At 58.0% G+C, this 20322-nt stretch carries 16 protein-coding genes; 13 read left to right on the plus strand and 3 right to left on the minus strand.

Annotated features, from left to right (window positions below):
• Nucleotides 1–5: 5 nt before the first annotated feature.
• The 3 genes from BM235_RS08615 to BM235_RS08625 form a co-directional block, all read right to left on the minus strand.
• Nucleotides 6–833: a carbohydrate ABC transporter permease gene (locus tag BM235_RS08615; RefSeq protein ID WP_090111680.1), complete on the minus strand. Its 828-nt coding sequence runs from the start codon at nucleotides 831–833 to the stop codon at nucleotides 6–8.
• A complete protein-coding gene (locus tag BM235_RS08620; protein ID WP_090111693.1) occupies nucleotides 833–1717 on the minus strand; it encodes a carbohydrate ABC transporter permease in 885 nt (294 codons plus the stop codon). The genes BM235_RS08615 and BM235_RS08620 overlap by 1 nt, the downstream gene beginning before the upstream one ends.
• Before the next feature lie 170 nt (nucleotides 1718–1887).
• The gene (locus tag BM235_RS08625) at nucleotides 1888–3279 is read right to left on the minus strand and encodes an ABC transporter substrate-binding protein (RefSeq protein WP_090111695.1); all 1392 of its coding nucleotides are present in this window, start codon (nucleotides 3277–3279) and stop codon (nucleotides 1888–1890) included.
• Nucleotides 3280–3498: 219 nt separating this feature from the next.
• On the opposite strand from BM235_RS08625, the gene BM235_RS08630 reads away from it, so the two are divergent.
• The 13 genes from BM235_RS08630 to BM235_RS32525 all read left to right on the plus strand — a co-directional run bounded on the left by BM235_RS08630 (nucleotide 3499) and on the right by BM235_RS32525 (nucleotide 20289).
• Nucleotides 3499–4608: a Gfo/Idh/MocA family protein gene (locus tag BM235_RS08630; RefSeq protein ID WP_090111697.1), complete on the plus strand. Its 1110-nt coding sequence runs from the start codon at nucleotides 3499–3501 to the stop codon at nucleotides 4606–4608.
• A 69-nt stretch (nucleotides 4609–4677) separates the two neighbouring features.
• On the plus strand, nucleotides 4678–5430 hold the full coding sequence (locus BM235_RS08635; RefSeq protein ID WP_090111699.1) for a sugar phosphate isomerase/epimerase family protein: 753 nt from the start codon (nucleotides 4678–4680) through the stop codon (nucleotides 5428–5430).
• A 2-nt stretch (nucleotides 5431–5432) separates the two neighbouring features.
• Nucleotides 5433–6734: an oxidoreductase gene (locus tag BM235_RS08640; protein ID WP_255374287.1), complete on the plus strand. Its 1302-nt coding sequence runs from the start codon at nucleotides 5433–5435 to the stop codon at nucleotides 6732–6734.
• A complete protein-coding gene (locus BM235_RS08645) occupies nucleotides 6721–7557 on the plus strand; it encodes a sugar phosphate isomerase/epimerase family protein (protein WP_090111703.1) in 837 nt (278 codons plus the stop codon). The genes BM235_RS08640 and BM235_RS08645 overlap by 14 nt, the downstream gene beginning before the upstream one ends.
• A gap of 204 nt (nucleotides 7558–7761) precedes the next feature.
• Nucleotides 7762–10950, plus strand: a complete 3189-nt coding sequence (locus BM235_RS08650; protein WP_090111705.1) for a discoidin domain-containing protein — start codon at nucleotides 7762–7764, stop codon at nucleotides 10948–10950.
• Between the two features lie 140 nt (nucleotides 10951–11090).
• The gene (locus BM235_RS08655; RefSeq protein ID WP_090111707.1) at nucleotides 11091–12851 is read left to right on the plus strand and encodes a sensor histidine kinase; all 1761 of its coding nucleotides are present in this window, start codon (nucleotides 11091–11093) and stop codon (nucleotides 12849–12851) included.
• Between the two features lie 3 nt (nucleotides 12852–12854).
• Nucleotides 12855–14393 carry a response regulator gene (locus BM235_RS08660; RefSeq protein WP_090111709.1) on the plus strand — a complete coding sequence of 513 codons (1539 nt, stop codon included), beginning with the start codon at nucleotides 12855–12857 and terminating at the stop codon, nucleotides 14391–14393.
• Nucleotides 14386–15771 carry an ABC transporter substrate-binding protein gene (locus tag BM235_RS08665; RefSeq protein ID WP_090111711.1) on the plus strand — a complete coding sequence of 462 codons (1386 nt, stop codon included), beginning with the start codon at nucleotides 14386–14388 and terminating at the stop codon, nucleotides 15769–15771. Before BM235_RS08660 ends, BM235_RS08665 begins: the two co-directional genes overlap by 8 nt.
• Before the next feature lie 161 nt (nucleotides 15772–15932).
• On the plus strand, nucleotides 15933–17219 hold the full coding sequence (locus BM235_RS08670; RefSeq protein WP_090111713.1) for an outer membrane protein assembly factor BamB family protein: 1287 nt from the start codon (nucleotides 15933–15935) through the stop codon (nucleotides 17217–17219).
• A gap of 126 nt (nucleotides 17220–17345) precedes the next feature.
• Nucleotides 17346–17768 (plus strand): DUF4830 domain-containing protein, encoded by a 423-nt coding sequence (locus BM235_RS08675; RefSeq protein ID WP_090111715.1) that lies wholly within the window; start codon nucleotides 17346–17348, stop codon nucleotides 17766–17768.
• 99 nt (nucleotides 17769–17867) lie between these two features.
• On the plus strand, nucleotides 17868–18227 hold the full coding sequence (locus BM235_RS08680; RefSeq protein ID WP_090111717.1) for a DUF7674 family protein: 360 nt from the start codon (nucleotides 17868–17870) through the stop codon (nucleotides 18225–18227).
• Nucleotides 18228–18320: 93 nt separating this feature from the next.
• Complete coding sequence (locus BM235_RS08685) at nucleotides 18321–19430, plus strand: DUF2716 domain-containing protein (RefSeq protein ID WP_158543707.1); 1110 nt, start codon at nucleotides 18321–18323, stop codon at nucleotides 19428–19430.
• Nucleotides 19431–20001: 571 nt separating this feature from the next.
• The gene (locus BM235_RS32525) at nucleotides 20002–20289 is read left to right on the plus strand and encodes a hypothetical protein (RefSeq protein ID WP_255374235.1); all 288 of its coding nucleotides are present in this window, start codon (nucleotides 20002–20004) and stop codon (nucleotides 20287–20289) included.
• The last annotated feature ends 33 nt before the right edge of the window (nucleotides 20290–20322 follow it).

Consider the following 20322-nt stretch of genomic DNA (forward strand, 5'->3'; position numbering starts at 1 on the left):
AGCTGCTAGCCCTTGACCGCGCCGGCCGTCATACCTGAAATTATATGCCGCTGCGCCAGAATGTAAAGGAGAAGGAGCGGAAATACCGTCAAAAGGATATCGGCGAAGATGAGATTCCAGGACTGCAGGTAGGAGCCGTAAAAGTTGTAAACCGTCAGCGGCAGTCCCCACTTGTCGCCGTTCGCGAAGAAGAGGGGGATCTGGATATCGTTCCACGAGCCGACGAAGTTGAAGATCAGGAGCGTCATCGTGACGGGCTTCAGCAGCGGGAAGATGATCCGGAAAAAGAGCGCCAGCGGCCGGCAGCCGTCGATGATGCCCGCCTCGTCGAGCTCGGACGGAATGGTGCGGATGAATCCGGCGTACAGGAAGATGGACATCGGCAGTCCGAAGGTGGCCGACACGAGCACGAGCCCCGTATACGTATTCAGCAAATAAAGCTTGTCGAGCACGAGGTATGTCGGGATGAACGCTACGGGGACGATGAGCCCCACGATGAAGATATAATAGTAGATTTGCAGCGACCGGCGGCGCGAGCGGGCGATGGCGAACGAGGCCAGCGACGCGAGGACCAGGATCAGGACGACCGAGCCGACCGACAGGATCAGTCCGTTGGCGAAGGCGCGCCCGACGTTCGCGCTCTCGAAGACGGTCCTGTAATTAACGAACTTAAGCGACGCCGGCAGCGAGATGCCGAACAGGTTCGCTTCCTTGGCATCCTTGAGCGAATTGACGACGACCATCCACATCGGCACGATGTACACCAGGCTGAACAGGAACGTCGCCAGGTAATAGAACGTCTTTCTCGAGGTTTTTTTCCAGGTGGTCTCCATCAATATTCCACTTCCCTTTTGCGGAGAAACGCGAGAATGCCCAGCGTGAGAATCATGATGATCGCGGTCGTCACGAGGCCGACGGCGGAGGAATAGCCCAGGTAGCCCTGGCCAAAGCTCTTGTACAGGAACGTGCCGAGTACCTGCGTCGCGTCCGCGGGGCCGCCGTTCGTCGTGCCGTACACTTGGGCGAACACCTTAAGGCCGGAGATGATGCTGAAAATGACGGTGATGTTGATCGACTGCATCAGCAGCGGCAGCGTAATATGGAGCGTCTGCTTGAATTTCGAGGCGCCGTCGATGCTCGCGGCCTCGTAATATTCCTTGGAGATCGACTGAAGGCCGGCGATGAAGATGCACATGTTGAAGCCGGTCCACTGCCACACTTCCATGAAGGAGATCGAGGTCATGGCGATCTTGGGATCGAACAGCCAGTCGTTGGCCAGGCCGCCGAGGCCGACGGCCCGCAGTCCTTCGTTCAGTATGCCGTTCGACGGATTGTAAATGGCGACGAATACGATGGCGACGACGATCGAGCTGATCGTGATCGGCAGGAAGATGACGGAGCGCAAATAATTATTGTAGCGCGAGGGCTTGTGCACGAGCAGCGCCAGCAAGAAGCCCAGCACGTTTTTGACGATGACCGTGAGGATCGCGAAGTAAAACGTATTCTTGATGGCCGTGAGAAAGTTGGCCTCCGTGAAGAGGCGCTCGAAGTTGTCGAGTCCGTTGAAGCGGATGTCGTCGAAATAAAAAAGCGACCAGTCCGTGAAGCCGAGAACGAAGCTGGCGATGTTCGGCAAGATGAAGAAGACGAGAAACAGGATAAAGGCCGGCATGACGAACCAGGCGGAATAATAGCGGGACATGCTGCGGGATCTCATGGCAACTACCTTCTTCGTTCGTGGATTGGGAACATGGTGCGGGACCGGGTGCGCCCGTCAGAAGCCCCTGCCCGCGCGCGGACGCGGAGGCAGGGGATGCGAGCAGATCGGAGCGGGCGGCATCGTCAGATCAACAACGTCAGATAGAAATTGTCAGATCGGCAACGTCGTCAGAATCCGGCCAGTCTCCGCGCCTTGGCGTCGTCGGCGTAGGCCTTGTACCAGGCGTCGAGCGTATCCTTGACCGGTTTGCCCGCGAACAGGCCTTGGATCTGCTCGTTGAAGCGTCCGTAGAACGGGTCGAGCTTCGGCGCGCCGCCGAAGCGCTGCGCGGTGAAGTCCGCCAGGCGCGGCAGGCTCTCGGCGTACCCGTTCATTTCCTCGTTGAAGGGGCTCATTTTGAGGTCGTAGCCGAGGTCCTTGTACGGCGCGGAGCCCGGGGACAGCTCGTAGTACTTGGTCAGCACCGGCTGCGAGAGGACGGTATTGACGAATTGCTTGGCCAGATCCAGATTGTCGCTGGCCGCGCTGACCGACATGTAGGTGGACGATTGGCCGTACAGCACGTAGCCGTCTTTTTCGTCGTCCCACAGCGGCGTGTAGGTCATGCCGATGTCGCCGACCTTGTCCGGGTAGTTCTGGGACAGCGCCGCGTAGGTGGAGCTCATCTGCGCGTAGAAGGCGGCTTTGCCGTTCACGAGCGCCTCCTGGGCCATCGCGTCGGTAGCGGACATGTAGTCGTCGTTGATCAGCTTCTTGTCCTTGAGCGAGAGGACGTTGTCGAACAGCTTGACCAGCTTCGCGTTGTCGGACGGCTTGGCCTCGTTCGCGATCATGTTGTCGACGAACGACTCGTCGTTCACGAGCGGCGCGGTCATCGTCGTCAGCAGCAGAATCTGCGCGGTCCATACTTCTTTGTTGGAAATGTAGACTGGCGTGACGCCCTTGGCTTTGATTTTCTCGGCTGCGGCGACGAAGTCGGCGTAGTTTTTGATCGGAAGCGTCACGCCGGCGTCCTGGAGTACCTTCTTGTTGTAAAGGAGGCCCATGTTGGACTCGCCGCCGAGCGGCGCCTTCAGCACCTCGCCTTTGTCGTTGACGGTGAGCGGCTTGGTCGTTTCGGTGATCTTGTCGACCCAGTCGCCTTGAAGCGGCGCGAGATCCTTCGCCGATACGTCCGTCATGCCGAAGTTATGGATGATGATGTCGCCGGCGTTGCCCGTGGCGAGCTTCGTATTCACGATGTTCAGCATCTGGTCGTCGGGGAAAATGTCGTACTTGATCTTCACGCCGAGCTGGTCGGCGGCCGCCTGCATCGTCGTCTTCAGCGTATCGGGGCCGTAGTCGCCAGAGCTCATCATGATGGTGAGCGTCTTGCCGGCATTGTCCGATGAGGCGCTTGCGGGCGCCGATGCCGATGCCGAGGCCGATGCCGGAGTCGAGGCGGAGCCGGAGACTGCGGGGCTAGCCGCGTTGCCGTTGTTGTTGGAGTTGGAACAACCGGCGGCGAGCGTGGCGAGCATCGCGGCGGCGATTAGGGGAATGACGCGTTTTTTTTTCATGGACGATCGGATCCTCCCTTTTATGTGTAAGCGCTTAATCGGTGTCGGTACGGCGTCCCGCAGCTGACACGACCCATTATAGCCCAGCTATGAAAGCGCTTGAAATGGACGCGATTTCGATAAAAAATAGACTAATTTTGCAACTTGGGCATTCGTGCCGTTCCGCCGTTGACTTCGATTTTGGCCGGTGTTACTAATGGATTTGAAAGGGTGATCACGATGGAAAAAACGAAAATCGGCATCATCGGCTGCGGCGCGATCAGCGCCATCTACCTTGAGAACTGCACGAAGATGTTCGGCGTCCTCGAGGTGGCGGCCGTCGCGGACCTGGTACCGGAGCTGGCCAGGCGGCGGGCTGACGAATACGGCATTCCCAAGGCATGTACGGTAGAGGAACTGCTCGCGGACCCCGCTATCGAGATTGTCGTCAATCTGACCGCGCCTCATGCGCACACGGCCGTCAACCTGCAGATTCTCGAAGCCGGCAAGCACGCGTACGCGGAAAAGCCGTTCGCCCTGAACCGGGAAGACGCGGATCTGGTCCTGCGAACGGCGGAAGCGAAAGGCCTCCGCGTCGGCAGCGCGCCGGATACGTTCCTGGGCGCCGGCCTTCAGACCTGCCGCAAGCTCATCGACGGAGGCTGGATCGGCACGCCATACGCGGCGAGCGGCCAGATTCTGATGGGCAACGTCTACGACGGCATGCATCCGAACCTCCCGAATTTTCTGAAGCTCGGCTGGGATCCGCTGTTCGACATGGCTCCGTATTATATCACGGCGATGGTCAACCTGCTGGGGCCCGTGCGCAAGGTGAGCGGCTCGGTCGGACAGGTGAACCGCAGCCTGACCGTCGCGAATCCGCATTCGCCGCGCTTCGGCGAGACGGTGCCGGTCGAGGCGCCGATGCACGCGTCGGCCACGCTCGACTTCGAGAGCGGCGCGATCGCCACGCTGCAGGCCGGCAAGGAAAGCTTCGGCTATTCGCCGCGGCTGGAGATCTACGGCACCGAAGGCATTCTGTACGTCCCGGATCCGAACAACTTCGACGGTCAGATCCGGCTGCTCCAGCCCGACGGCCGAACGAGCGAGCTGCCGTTCACGCACGGCTTCGCGGACAACAGCCGCGGCGTCGGGCTCGCCGACATGGCCTACGCGATCCGGTCGGGCAGACCGCATCGGGCGAGCGGCCGGCTGGCGCGGCACGTGCTGGACGTCACGCTCGGCGTTTTCGATTCGTCGCGCGAGGAGCGCCACGTCGCCGTGGAGGCGAAGTGCGAGCGGCCGGCGCCGCTGCCGCTGGGCTTGAAGTACGGCGCGCTGGACCGATAAGGACGATTTGTCGCATACGGCTGCCGGACTTCGCCATTTTCCAATAATCTCGTTAAGGACGTGAATCATATGGCATTCCCCGTTGCTTTGCAACCGTTTACCATTCGCGAAGAACTCGATCGCGATTACCTCGGCGCCTTCGAGCGCGTCGCGCGGATCGGCTATGCCGCGGTCGAGATCGGCCCGCCGCCTGCGGGCATCGAAATCGCCGATATGAAGGCGAGATTCGATCGAATCGGCCTCCAGGTGATCAGCGCCCATGCCGGGATCGAGCAGCTGACGGACGGGCTGGACTCGCTCGCGGACTTCCTGAAGCTGTTCGGCGCCAAGTACGCCGTGCTGTCGCATCGCTTCGACACGCGCGAGGAGGTGCTCGAGAGCGCCGCGCTGTTCAACCGGATCGGCGAAGCCTGCCGGGCGCGCGGGCTGCAATTTTTGTATCACAACCACGACTGGGAGTTCGTCCGGTTCGGCGAAGAGACGGCGCTGGACCTGCTCCTGCGGGAGACCGATCCGGAGCTGGTGAAGATGGAGCTGGACGTCTATTGGGCGAAAATAGGCGGCGTCGAGCCGGCTGCTTACTTGCGCGGTCTTCGCGGGCGCTGCCCGCTGCTCCACGTCAAGGACATGGAGCCGGGGGATGAGCAGTTCTTCGCCGAGGTAGGCGAAGGGATTCTCGACTTCGGCGATATTTTGAAGGCGGCCGAGGAAGCGGGGACCGAATGGCTCGTCGTCGAGCAGGATCATTGCCGTAGGCCCGTCTTCGACTGCATCGAGACGAGCTACCGCAATCTGCAGCGGATGGGCGCGGTTCGTACGTGAGCATGAGGATGGAAGAGTGCGGGCAGGTCGGAGAGAGTGGGAAAGTCGGCGCAAGTGGGCAGGTTGAAGAGAGCGGGCGAGTCGAAGAGAGCGAGCAGATCGAAGAGAACGGGCAGGTTAGTGCAAGAGGAGAGAGCGCACGGATCGGTGCAAGCGGGCAGGTTGAGGAGAGCGGGCGGAGTGAAGCGGGTGAGCGGGTGCGCGAGAGCGGAGAGATTGGCGTCGGCCTGATTGGCTACGGCTACGCGGGGCGCACCTTCCACGCGCCGGTCATCGCGTCCGTGCCGGGGCTCGCGCTGCGCGCGGTCGTGGAGCGCAGCGGGGACCGGTCCAAGGAACGGTACCCCTGGATCCGCGTCGCGAAGGACGTCGCAGAACTGTACGACGATCCGACGATCGACCTGGTCGTCATCGCGACGCCCAGCACGGACCATGTCCGCTTCGCGCGCGAAGCGCTGGCGGCGGGCAAGCATGTCGTCGTCGAGAAGCCGATGACGACGACGGCATCCGAGGCCGACGCGCTCATCGCGCTGGCGAAGGCGCAAGGGCGGATGCTGAGCGTGTTCCACAACCGCAGATGGGACGGCGACTTCCTCACGGTCCGGTCGCTGCTCGGGCAAGGGCTGCTCGGTCGTCCGGTCGCTTGCGAGCTGCGCTGGGACGGTTACGATCCGGTCTTCGTCCCCGGCAATTGGCGGGAAGGCGGCGGCCCGGGCACGGGCGTGTTCTACGATTTAGGCGTGCATTTGCTAGATCAAGCGCTCAGTCTGTTCGGCATGCCGGATGCGATCCGGGGGGAGATCCGCTCGGTGCGGGAAGGCGCGGCGGCGGCGGACTCGTTCGAGGTCGAGCTGTCGTACCGGGACGGGCTGCGCGTGCTGCTCGGCTCCTCCCGGTTCGCCCGGGAGCCGAGGCCGCGATACGCGTTGTACGGGACGGCCGGCTCGTATGTTAAGTTCGGCACGGACCCGCAGGAGGCGGCGCTGATCGGCGGCGCGCGTCCCGGGGCGCCAGGCTGGGGCCGGGAGGATACGGCACAGTGGGGCCGGCTGAACGCGCAAGTCGGAGGCCTCCGCGTGGAAGGCCTTGTCGAGACGCTGCCGGGCGTCTATCAGGATTACTATCGGAATGTTTACGATCATCTGTCCACCGGAGCCGAGCTCGCGGTCAAGGCGGAGCAAGCGCGCGACGCGATCCGGCTGATCGAACTGGCGCTGCGCAGCAGCGAGGAACGAAGGACGCTGCCGGTCGCCGGGGTGACGGCTGCGAAAAGTAGAGGGGAGGAACAACATGTTTCCATTTAAAGCGGCGTTGAACGCATCGACCCTGTTCCCGTTCGAGCTTGAAGTGCCGGAGCAGATCGCCGTCGCTGCGAGGGCGGGCTATGGAGGGATCGAGCTATGGGTGCCGCAGATCGAGACGTATCTGGCAAGCGGTGGAACGGTCGAAGCGTTAAAAAATTGCCTGGACGAGAACGGGATCGCCTTCCCGAACGCAATCGCCTTCTTCAAATGGGCGGACGAGGACGAAGCTGTTCGCGAAGCGGCCTTTGCGCAGGCCGAGCGGGAAATGCGGCTGCTGGCGGCGCTGGGCTGCGCCGCGGTGGCCGCCCCGCCGTTCGGCGAAGTCGGGCGAGTCTCGGCGGAGGAGCTGGCCGCGAGGTTCGCCCGCTTGGTCGAGCTCGGGCGGCGCGTCGGCGTCGAGCCGTACCTGGAGTTCTGGGGGCGTGCGCCGAAGCTGTCGAGGTTAGCCGAGGCCCGAGACATCCTCAGCCGGAGCGGCGTCGCGGAAGGCAAGCTACTGCTCGACCCGTTCCACATGTACACGGGCGGGAGCGAGATGGCCGAGCTGGGCACGCTGACGGGCGCCGAGGTCGGCATCTGCCACGCCAACGATTACCCTGCCTCGCCCGGCCGGGAGACGATCGGCGATGGGGACCGCGTATTCCCCGGCGAGGGCGTTGCTCCGTTGCGGGAAGCGGCGGAGCTCCTGCACCGGATCGGGTACGAGGGCTATTTGTCCCTGGAGCTGTTCGTCACCGACTTCGGCGGGCTGAGCGCCGACGAAGCGGCGAGCCGGGGGCTGCAGTCGATGAGGGAAGCGTTCGACGTGGTGACGGAGGACTGAGGGGAGGATTCGGGAGCTGATGGCAAGGTGTGCGAGGCCGAGGTAGCCGAAAAAACCGGATAACGGCGCGTGGATTGCGGTGCGTAAGTCACGATAGTGTCGAAAAACGCTTATAGAAGGAGCGCCTGGGGCCGCGGCGGGTATGACTAAACGGTTCAGCAAAATGTAAGCGATATCATCATACTTATCGAGGAGGCTTCGATTATGTACTTGAAACGAACGTTACTCGCCGCGCTCGCGGCGCTGCTGGCACTTCCGCTCGTCCTGCTCGCCCCGTCCTCCGCAGCCGCGGCCGGCGGCGGCTCCGTGCAGGTCGTCTACAGTTCCTACAACAACACGGACACGAACAACCGGCTGACAGCCCAGCCGAGCAAGTCGTTAACCGCTATCGACCAAACCTCCGCCGACGCTACGATCGTCGTGGACCCGTCGATTACCTATCAGCCCTGGATCGGCTTCGGCGGCTCGCTCGAGCACGACAGCATTTGGGAGCTGAACCGGTTGTCCGCCGCCGACCGCTCTTCCGCGCTGCGAGCGCTGTTCGATCCCGCGACAGGCAACAACTACAACCTGATGAGGCTCGCGATCGCCTGCCCCGACTTCTGCCCGGATTACGATACGAGCAAGCAGGAAAAGGGGTACTGGACGTACGACGACATGCCCGCCGGCCAGACCGATCCGACGCTGGCGCACTTTTCCGTCCAGCGCGATATCGACCTCGGCGTGTTCTCGATGCTGCAGGAGATTTTAACGATCAATCCGAGCGTCAAGTTTTATGCCTCTCTTTGGTCGCCGCCTGCCTGGATGAAGGATAGTGGCTCGCTCCTCAACGGCGGCCACGTGAAGCCTGAATTTTACGGCGCGCTCGCGAACTACTACGTGAAGTATATTCAAGCCTACCGGGATCGCGGCATCCCGATCTATGCCGTCACGCTGCAAAACGAGCCTGCGATCTCCGTCGGATATCCGAGCACGCTCTGGACGACGGACGAGCAGATGAACTTCGCGCAGACGCTCGGACAGATTTTTGCCGCGAATAATATCAAGACCAAGATCTGGGGACTCGACGACAACGAGCAGAATACGTTCGACTACGCCAAAACCCTGGCCAATCCGGCGAGCGCGCAGTACGTGGAAGGCATGGGCTTCCACAATTACACGGGTCAGACCCTTTACCAGGGAACGCCGCTGCATGCCCAATATCCCGACAAAACGATGCATCTGACCGAGATTACGAACGGCGCGGCCAAGCTGATCGAGTACATGCGCAACTGGATGAGCAGCTACTCGTACTGGCTTACCTTCATCGAGTTCGTCAACCCCGGACCGGGACCCGGCTTCTGGCAAAACGAAAACCGCGATCCCGCGCAGGATCCGGACTTCTGGGTCGACTCGCAAGTATCCTGGACGGGCACGCCGGGGAGTAGCTCGTACAAGCTGAACGCCTGGTACTACACGTTCGGGCAATTCTCGCGCTTCATCCAGCCCGGAGCGGTCCGGATCGACAGCACGGGCACGGTCGCGAGCGACGTCACGAACGTCGCCTTCCGCAATCCGGACGGCACGAACGTCGTCATCGTCGTGAACCGCCGGCCGAGCGACAAGAACGCGACCGACATGAACACGTCCGCCAAGACGATCAAGCTGATCACGCCGGACGGGCAGATCGCCGACACGATCCCGGGCGATACGGTCGCGACGTACAAGTGGACCTCCACGACGGGCGACGCGCTCCCCCGCGCCGAATGGACCTCCGCCGCTTCGAACACGAACGGCGCATTCACGGCCATGCAAGCCATCGACGGCAACGCGGAAACGTGGTGGACGAGCGGCGCCAACGAAGCGTCCGGGCAAACCTTCACGCTGAACCTGGGCTCGCAAAAGACCTTCGACCAAGTCACGCTGAACCTCGGAAAGCTGTCCGCCGACGTGCCGGCGAGCTACGTGCTGGGAACGTCCAATGACGGCACGAACTGGAGCGACGCGGCGACCGGCCACGGAACTTCGGGCATGACCAATATCGGCTTCGCTTCGCTGACGGCGCAGTATATTCGCGTGCAGCTGACCGGCGCGGCCGCGCATTGGTGGAGCATCGCGGACGTCTCCGTCTATGACGGCACGTCGGGCTTGCTCCCGCGAGCGGGCTGGACGGCATCGGCCTCGGCGACCGGCGGCGCCGACGCGGCGGCGAATGCGCTAGACGGCAATCCGGCGACGCGCTGGACGAACGGGACGGCCCAGGCGCCGGGCCAGTGGCTGCAGGTCGACATGGGCGCCGTGAGGAGCTTCAACAAGCTGTCGATCGACGCCGGGGCGAACGCTGGCGATTATGCGCGGGGCTACAGCGTCTCCGTGTCGGCCGACGGCGCGAACTGGAGCGCGCCCCTCGCAACAGGCATCGGCCGCGGCCAGACGATCGAGGCCTACGTGCCCACGCAGTCGGCCCGCTATATCAGAATCAGTCAGACGGGCACGGCGTCCAACTGGTGGACCGCCTCCGAACTTCGCGTTTACAAGGCCGCGCCGAGTCTGCTGGACCGGTCGGGTTGGACGGCGACGGCCTCCGTCTCGGCCGGGGACGGTCCGGCATCGGCCGCGCTCGACGGCAGCCTCTCGTCCCGCTGGGCGACGGGCGCGGCGCAGTCGTCAGGCCAGTGGTTCCGCGCCGACTTGGGCAAGATCCAATCCATCGCCGGCATCGCGCTGAACGCCGGATCCTTCGCCGGGGATTACCCGCGGGGCTACAAGGTCGACCTATCCCTCGACGGTACGAACTGGCAGACGGTCGCCGAGGGCGCGACGCCCGCGCAGGACGTCATGATCGCCTTCCCGACGAACTTCGCCCGGTACGTGAAGGTCACGCAGACGGGTTCGGCCAGCGCCAACTACTGGTCCATCGCGGAGTTCAACGTGTTCGGAGCCGCGCAATTCCCCTCCCCCGGCACCCGCCTTTCCCATGCCGGATGGACCGCGACAGCCTCCCATACCGAATCCGGCGGCAATCCGAACGTCGCCCTCGACGGCTGGCTGCAGGCGCCGCGCAATGCGCCCTACGACGGCTCGGTACCGATCGACAACGCGGTCTCAAGATGGACGTCCGGCAAGGCGCAGTTGGGGAACGAATGGTTCCAGGTCGATCTGGGCGCCGCGCAAACCTTTGACACGGTCGAGCTGAACGCAGGCCCGGCTCCCGGCGATTATCCGCGGGCGTATACCGTCTATGTCTCGAACGACGGGTCGAACTGGACGCCCGTCGCTAGCGGAGAGGGCGCGGGAGCGGTCGCTCGGGTTTCGTTCGCGGCCGTGACGGCCCGTTACGTCAACGTCAACCAGACCGGCACGGCCGGCAGCAATTGGTGGACGATCGCCGAGTTCAACCTTTACAGGCACTGACCGCGCCAAACCAAAAAAATCGGACATCCGCCCCTAAAAAAATCGGATGTCCGATTTTTGTTGAATTCGTTTACAATTGAGGGAGAACTCGGCGGCCTGTCCGGCATTCGGCGATGACACGTTAAAAGGCGGTCGATTGGATGTTAGCCCCTATGCGGCTTGCGCTGCGACGCATGAGGCCTCGCAAGCTCCGGATCCGGATCCTGCTGGCGATGGTCATGCTGTCCGTGCCGCCCCTCATTTTGCTCGGCTATATTTCCTACAACATCTCCAAAAACACGATCGTCCGCAATCATATGGACAACAACGAGCACAACCTCAAGACGGCCAGCGAGGTCGCGGACCTGCTGCTGCGCAACGTCGTGAACATGCATCGCCTCATTCTGGCCAACGACCAGGTACGCGCGGACCTCGAGGCGGTCGGCGAGGACGGAGGGCGGACTCTCGACGTGCGCGCCGCGAACCGGCTGCAAAACGTGGTCGTCTCGAACCTAATCGACACGCGGCACATCGATTCGATCTGCCTGTTCGACCGCGGCTTCCACGCCGTCTGCTATGGCAGCACCGATGCCAACGCAGGCATCTATGCGAGTCCGCAGGGCAGGCTCGCTATCGCGGGCAGCTCTTGGTATCGAGAGGCGCTGACGGCGAAGGGCCGGGAGCTCTTTTTCGCCTACAACGTTCTCCAAGCCTCTCCAAGCAGCGGCTCTTTTTCGAGCGTAAAAGTGCTCCGTGACCCATCCGACTACGAGACGATCGGCCTTCTCGTCATTAATTTGAAGAAGTCGATGTTCGGCCAGGCGATGAACGACAACCAGGACAGCGGCTTTCTCGTGCTCGATCCCGCGGGAAGCCCAGTCACCGTCGTCTACGCGCAGGATCCGGCTCTCGTGCAGAAGTTCGCGGACGCGAGCGGGGAGGAGGATGCGTTTCGCGCGCTCCATCGGATGGGCTACCTGACGATCGGCTACCGCAACGACACGACCGGCTGGACGTTCCTCCACGTCGTCAAGGCGAGCCGGCTGCTGCAGGATTCCACGCGGATCGGCCTCGCGACCGCTTGGTTCGCGGCGTTTATCGGCCTGATCGCGCTGTTGCTGTCGCTGTTCGTCTCGGGCAGCATCACCCGCCCCTTGCTGCAGCTGAAGAAGATGATGATCGACTGGTCGAAAGGAAACGGGGAGCAGGCGCAAAGGACGGCTTTCGACGAGGACGAAGTGGGCGCGATCGGCGAAACGTTCCGGCGAATCTCTACTGAAAACGTGCAGCTTAGCGAACGGCTCGTCCATTCGAAACTCAAGGAACGGGAGGCCGAACTCCGCTCGCTCCAGGCGCAGATCAAGCCGCATTTTTTGTACAACACGCTCGATTCGATCTACTGGATGGCCGTCATCGCCAAGAACAAGGAAATCGCCGCCATGGCCGTCGCGCTGTCCGAGAGCTTCAAGCTGAGCCTCAACAAGGGCAAGGAGACGATCCCCGTCTTCAAGGAGCTGAAGCATATCGAGCACTACATGACGATTCAGAATCTGCGGTACAAAGGGCGTTTCCGGTACGTTGCGGAGGTCGAGCCGGAGCTGATGAGCCTGGAGATACTGAAGCTGCTGCTTCAGCCGCTCGTGGAGAACGCCATCTACCACGGCCTCGAGCCCAAGATCGGGGAAGGCGAGGTTCGCCTGACGGGCCAGCTGCGTGACGGCATGGCGATATTCACGGTCGAAGACGACGGCGTAGGGATGGAATCGCAGGAGCAGACGCAAGGCGGTTACGGTCTCGGCAACGTCCGGGAGCGGCTCGCGCTTTACTACGGCCCGGACAGCGCCCTGACGGTGAGGACCGCGCCGGACGAAGGCACGTCGATCGAGATCCGGTTTCGCCCGCTGGACATCAAGGAGGGATGAGGCATGCTGCGCGTCGTGATCTGCGACGATGAATATATCGTCCTGGAGGGCTTGCGCTCGATGATCGAATGGTCGGACTACGGCATGTCCCTCGTCGGTACGGCCGAGGACGGCAAGGCGGCTTGGGCGCTCATTCGCGAGCTGCGGCCCGACATCGTGATGACGGACATTCGCATGCCGGGCATCGACGGGCTGCGCCTGATCGAGCTTGTCATGGAGGAAGCGCCGGAGACGGTCTGCATCGTGTTCAGCGGGTTCAACGAATACGAGTACGTGCGGACCGCGATGAAGCTCGGGGTCGTCGATTACCTGGAGAAGCCGATCACGCTGGAAAAAGTGGACGAGGCGCTGCGGCGGACATGCGAGCGGATCGGCGGGCGTGAGGAACTGGCCGCGTTGCGGCGTGCCGCCGATGCGAGCCGGGAAGCGCTGCTCGAGCAGGCGACGCTGGCGCTGCTCCGGCGCGGAGCCGAGGCGCTGCCCCGTTGGCGCGCCTGCTTCGGCGAGGAGGAGGCGGATCGGGTAGCCGCCGTCACGGTTATTGCAGGCGAGGTGCCGGATGGCGCGCTGGAGGAGGCGCTCGCGCCGCTCGGCGGAAGCCGGACGGTCGTCGTGGCCGACGGGGACGAGCGGCTTGCGGCCGTCTTTCATTTCGCGTGCCCGGACGATGCAGGCTGGGAGGAAGCGCGATGCCGCCTGTCGGAGCTGCCGGACGCGGCCGGCGCGGGCTTGACGTACAGCGGCGTCGCCGACGCCGTCCGAAGCCGAACCGAGGCGCTGCGCGCGCTGCGGTTCGCCCGGTTTATGGAGGAGCGAGGCCTGACCCGTTACGCGCACATCGCGGAGAGCGGCGTCTTCCCCGAAGGGCTGACGGATCGCGAAGAAGCGATCCTGTTCGATATCCGAACCGGAGATAAAGAGGGGCTACACCGTGACCTGGACGCCTTCAGCAGATGGATGGAGCAGGAGCGCCTCGATCCGGAGCTTGCGGAGCAGGAGATTTTGAAGCTGGCTTACGTCGGCCGCCGTTCGGGGCGGGAGACGGTGCCGGGCGCGCAGCGAGCCGCCATGACCGCTAGGGCGGTGCCGCACCGGGAGCTGGCGGGTTTGCAGACGCGAGACGAGATGTTCCGCTGGCTCCGCGGGCAGTTGGAGACGGTCTTCGCCAAAACCGCCGAGGAACGGCAGGCGTCCCAGCACGCCGCGGTGGCCAAAGCGCTCGACTTCATCGGCCGACACTTCCGCCGCGATCTGACGCTCCAGGAGGTTGCGGATCACGTCGGCATGAACACCACTTATTTCAGCCTGCTGTTCAAGGAAAAAACAGGTGCCTCCTATATCAAGCACGTCACGCGGCTGCGGCTCGACGAAGCCAAGCTGCTCCTGCGCGAGGGCAAGCGAGTGAACGAAGCAAGCGAGGCGGTCGGCTATTACAACTACAGGCATTTCACGGAGCTGTTCAAAAAGCACGTCGGCATGACGCCCGGCCAGTACCGGGACGATCCGGTCGCGTCGGTGCGGAAGGAGGCGGACCATGGCTGATCATCGTGCCGGACGCGGGAAAGGGGATCATGCGCGGCTTCCGCCCGCGGCGCGCCGTAACCGGTTATTTTTGCAATGGACGCCATTGCTGCTCATCCTCATTCTGCTGCCCGCATGCGGCGGCGTATCGTCTTATTCCTCGGACCGTCCGGTCGTGTCCGATCCGACCCGCGTCATCCGCTACGTCTCCTCCAATCTGGAGTCGCAGCAGCCCCGCATCGTCAGCGAGCTGGCCCGGGACTACGAGCGGGAGCACCCTTCGGTCCGGTACGAATTCGAGAACGTCAATACGTCCGACCTGCTGCAGCGGATCCAGCTGCTGGCGGCGAGCAACGACCTCCCGGAGCTGTTCACCTACGAATCCGGCAAACCGCTCCAGCAGCTGTCCGAGCACGGCTTCGTGCTCGATATCGAGCAGGCGTTCGGGGAGCTGGGACTCGGGGACGCGCTGAACCCGACCGCCGTCAAGCTGCTCAAGTCGATGACAGGCGGGAAGGGGCTATACGCGCTGCCGCTCGAGATCAACATCGAGGGGTTCTGGTACAACAAGACGCTTTTCGAGCAAAACGGCATTGAGGTGCCCAAAACCTGGGACCAGCTGCTTCAAGCGGCCGAAACGCTTGAGCAGGCGGGCGTGCAGCCCTTCGCCGTGGCCGGGTCGCAGAAATGGACGCTCACTCGGCTGATCAACGGTTACGTCGTGCGCAAATACGGCTTCGACGCGATGGCGCGCGTGAGCCGGGGCGAGCTCAGCCTGACCGATCCGGGATTCGTCGAGGCGGCGGACGTCGTTCAGCGCATGGCGCTGCAGGGCTACTTCGGGGACCACGTGAACACGACCGACCTGGACGAGGCGACCGCGATGTTCCTGCAGGGGCGGGCCGCGATCTATTATACGGGGAGCTGGAGCCTGCGGGATTTCAACGATCCGAAGCAGAACCGCATCGGGGAAGACCGGATCGGCCTGTTTAATATTCCGCTCGTGCCGGGCGGCGCGGGCGGCGAAGGCGATTGGCTGCTTAACGCGGGGCTGACGACCTCCTTCTCCGCGGCCGGCTACGACGACGAGATGAAGCGGTGGATGAAGTCGGTGTTCTCGGATTACGGCAACAAGGCGATGAGCGAGATGGGCATTATTACGGGGTTTAAGACCGACCGTCTGCCGCAAACGCTGCCGCCGCTGACCCAACTGGCGCAGAGCAAGATCGACGGCGTCCAAAACGGCACGCTGTGGTTCGAGGCTTTCTTTAACGCAGAGACGCAGGCGACCGCCTGGAACAACGCGCAGTTGCTCGTATCGAGCGCGAGCTACACGCCGGCCATGTATATGGCCGATTTGCAGGTGGCGCTGGACAAGCAGTTGCGGAGCGAGCGATAAGAAGGAAGGCGGCCGGGGGACCGGTCGCCTTTTGCTATGCAGATTGTGCGGTTGGATCCAGCGGTTGGGTATTTTTACATCTTTTTTACACCTTGTTGAAACTATTGATAAGGGGTGATCGTCATGCACTGTATGGAAATCAATCATGGAAGGATGATATCATGAGTCTCCCATTCGCTAAACCTGTTTTACTGTTTACATTGGTATTCATGCTATTCGGCGCTTTAACTCAACCAATTTACGCGGACATGCCGCATTCGTCATACCAGGGGATGAACTGGACCTCCCCCGATACGACCGCTACCGTCAAACCAAAATGGACTGCTGCGATCGATAATCCCAAAGACTCAAATACAATTAATGCGGGTACGATTGCGACCGGGGAAGGCAAAGTATTTGTCTTCCAGCAGGGTCGCTTGTTCGCGTTAAATGCGAAGACAGGCAAGACGTTATGGACTTACGGCTCTAGAATGGTCTCACCTATAGCTTATCGTGATGGGGTCGTTTACGCGATTTCTAAGGAGGGGATTTTACATGCCATCCATGCAATAAATGGAAAGAAGAAGTGGGCGACCGCTAGCCGGACATCCGGAATTTCAAGGTTACTCGTCAACGGAAATAAAGTTTACATCTACAACGGCCATATACGCGCATTTGATGCGAAATCTGGAGCGTTACTGTGGATAGATCATTTCCCCAATGAATTTTGTGACTATGACATTAAGTTCGCTGCAGGAAAAGTACTGGTAAGTACGGCGTTTTCAGGTGCTTACACCTATGAGTCTCTTCTCGCATTCAATGAGAGCAACGGTCATCTTGCCTGGGAAGCACCTAACGCGAGCGCACCGTTAGATTTAAAGGAAAATCAAATACTAGTACAACGCACGTCAAACTTACTGGATCAACTTGAGAAGACAACTTTGGACACGATCGATCTGTTGTCTGGAAAGGTTGTCAAAACGGTTGAATACAAGGAAAACGGCAAAGCCTGGATTGATTCCGGACATGTATATATTTTTGCAGCGGGGGTCGTCTATGCCTATCCGTTGAATGCGGTTCCCGATCAAGTCACGAGGGATTCTTATCGGTCAGACAGCGCTTATAAGAATTTCTGGGCTGGGGGTCCGGACGCGGGGAGAATTTTGTTTACCGACGGAGATCAAATAACGGGCTCAAAGCTCGTCAATAAGTCAGTCGTGTACTACGGTTCGGCGGGTACTCAGGGTACTTCGATCGCCCGATTCGACACGTTCGGCAATGGCCTATACGTTGCTTACACTGATGGGAGGCTGGAAGCTAAAGATTTGATTACGGCTAAGAGAGTATTTGTCATTCACACCAAGGGGAGAGTCTTCGGCCCGACGCTACGTGAAGATGGCATGATCATTGTCCAATCTCAAGGAAGTGTCAATGCCGTGTCCGAACCGACACTTTTAAAGGTCAAGTAACCTCTTGCCTTAGAATTCTAGCATCGGGCGCTAAGATAACGTTCATTCTTTTTTATTTCAAAGAAACCTAGTCGCAACTTTCATGAGTATCTTTACGTCCCGCATTAAAATGGAAAATAAAGCAGGGTGATTTCGATTGTAAAGATGAATGTTTGGATTGCATTTTTTTGTTTTGTGTTTCTGATTGGTTGCAGTAAGGAAACAACGAAGCAGAATAACGTTAATCCTGTTGAATACCTCGAGTCGTTTGGTTGGCATGTGGATGGGAAAATGAGCAAAGAAAAGCTAGAAACAAAAAACGCAGACCCAAGTATAGCGGCTATTGTTGATTTGAAGCCGTATGTGAATAAGGAAATTTATATTACAACCTACTTGCTGAAAGAAAAACACAAAACAGGGAAGAAACTATACGCTCGCGTTTATCAAATTAATGAAGACATTATTGGCGGATACGGACATATAGAGACTTGGGAGCCTGGCGTTTTTTCTTTGAAGGATAAAGAAAGGTTAACTAACGAAGGAGCAATAAATCTAAACGGGGAACGTTAAGTTAAGGTAGAAATGTTCAATAATTCGTGGATGCCTCAGGTATGGCGAGTTTAAGGAGTTCGCGACAAAGATACTAGGATTTAAGAAGGTGGGTTAGGCTTGAAATATAATGAACTTTCAAAAATATTTATTAATGAATTTCCTAAATTCAGCGTTAACCTTATTGAACATGAAGTATTCTATGAAGAAGTCCTTAACCATGTATTTTTTGGTGAATTAAATGATTATTTGATCGAATTACTAAGGAAAGATATAGAAGATGAGTTGCTAATACGATTATTTGAATTTTATGAAAGGATGGAATTAAAGGGGGATACTCTAGTTAAAGAAGTTTTGTCTTGCACTATTCTAGAGCGACTCGGCGATGAAAAGGAAATACTAGAAATTGCTTATAGATACATGGGTAAGGAAACAAGAAAAGCGTCGGATCATATTGAAAAAGCGTGGGGGAGATTATGAGAATTTCAAGGTATCTCTCCTAAGCCACCGATAACCTCAAACACGGCATTCAAGTAAGCATGGCTTCATTATCATTTAATGAGGTGTCTGCATATGACATGGTTACGAGGCGGTCCGTTCTTAGAACTTAGCTTCATTATTAAAGAACCAGCTCGGATTGAAGATATCTTCTCAGAATTGGAAAAGACAACAGTTAAAATTGAGGTCCACGTAACTCCAGAACTAGTCCAGCAATATTACAAAGGCTATCCTTACGACGAGAAAGCCTCTAACAGTGTCATGATTCATAAGGCTACGATCAGCTTGACCGTCCATACGACACGACAACGAAATGCTTTGCTTTTGGTCGAAAAGATAAGCTCAGAGCTCATTTCATTTTCGATGTGCTTTTTTGGAAGTGCATTTGACGCTCCAGAGTGGAATCAACCTGGAATAATGGATGAAGAAGTAGACGAATTCGTTTCACTTCTGATCTCACTCCATAAAGAAATAAAGTTTAGCTTGGGCTGCTTAGCTTATGAAGAGGATATTAAGGGATTGTTTGATACTGAAGAAGTCTATCCAAGTGAAAAGTACGTAATTTCAAACCTTAATATAAAGGACAACTTTCAGAAGTTTCAAGCCATTATTATGAAGAAAACATTATTGGACGCTTTACAAGTTGGACACCATTACACGACGATTGATAATTCCTGTTTGCTTCGCCAAAGCGGAAGGCCCCTTATGAATTGGATTACTTTAACAAAACCAGAGATTGACAAGGCATGGAACTCTTTCGATCAACGTTTCAGTTTTTCGCCCAACGTAAATCCAAGCAATTGGCCCAGTATAACCGTCAATGACGATCATTTCATTTCATACGCTTTGACAGATACTTCGGACTCCTCCCTCCTTGATCTCGAAATGAAATGCCTTAACACTTTAAAAACATTGGTTAAACCAAATGAATACATCTACGCATTAGACTGGCAGCATGAAAGCTTTTGGTTCAATCCACATCTATCTTACGGAGAACGCAGTTGGACTATCCCTTTTTATCCAGACGGAGACTATTACATCTTCTTCCCTAAAGATATTAGATGGTGCTACTTTAGTCATCCTTGGGAACAATCCGTGACCTTGATAGGCGGGGATTTGATACAAGCATTTTCAAGTAATCAGCCAGCAATCTTTGGTAAAGTGCTGAGAAAATGTTTAAAGTAAGATGCCTAGTTCTCATGGAGGTGTAGATTGAAAATAAGGATAATAAAGAAAGAAAGGCTCATCGTTATTGATGAATACTTTAAAATCGGTGGTGCTCCAGAACCGAATAATTTCTGCGAAGCTTGCAAACACCAGCTTTATTACTACGACCGGTATGATGCTACATTTTGTGCAAACTGTAACGATTGGATAACGCCAAATTGCGGAAAGGCTGAATGCTTCTACTGCAATTTGAGACCCAATGTTCCGCTTGAACTAAAACGTTGGACTAATCCTTCATCGCTTATCAATCAATAGTTGTTACACTTTTAATTTAAAGGAGTCTCTTCATGGGCTGGATACCAGATCCTTCAAACCCACTGCTTAACAGGATCATGTTTATGTTTGTAGACCTTCATTACAGCATCAATCATGTTCGGAAAGATGTGCATACTTGGGGGAAGTTCCAGAAGATGTTGAACAAGCAATTTCTGAAGCGCTTCGGCATTTGAGTTTCACTCCATTGGTTGGTTATCTATCTTCAGAATAAAGTGATGGCCAGTCTAACGTATTACCCTGGAGGTATGAATGTATGAAATTATTAACTTGGAAATTTGATGATGAAATTCTTGCTCCAATAGATGAGTGGAATTGGGTTGAAATCACACTAACTTTTGAAAATGGCAGCAAACGTTGGAGCATTCTCTACACTCCCGAACGCCTGAAAAACAATCTTTCTCGTCTAAACATTCACCCGCCTGGGCTATTTATTCCGCATATGATTATAGTTAGAAGCTACGAGACTGATGATATTGAAATGGTCCTGAGGTATTTAGAAAGTGAAGGAACTTTACTAGCTGCTTCACGTGCTTTTGAGTGACGCTTATTTCTGTTGATTCTCTCGAACAACCCC

It is taken from the genome of Cohnella sp. OV330 (assembly GCF_900112065.1).
In the GTDB taxonomy this organism is placed as follows: Bacteria; Bacillota; Bacilli; order Paenibacillales; family Paenibacillaceae; genus Cohnella.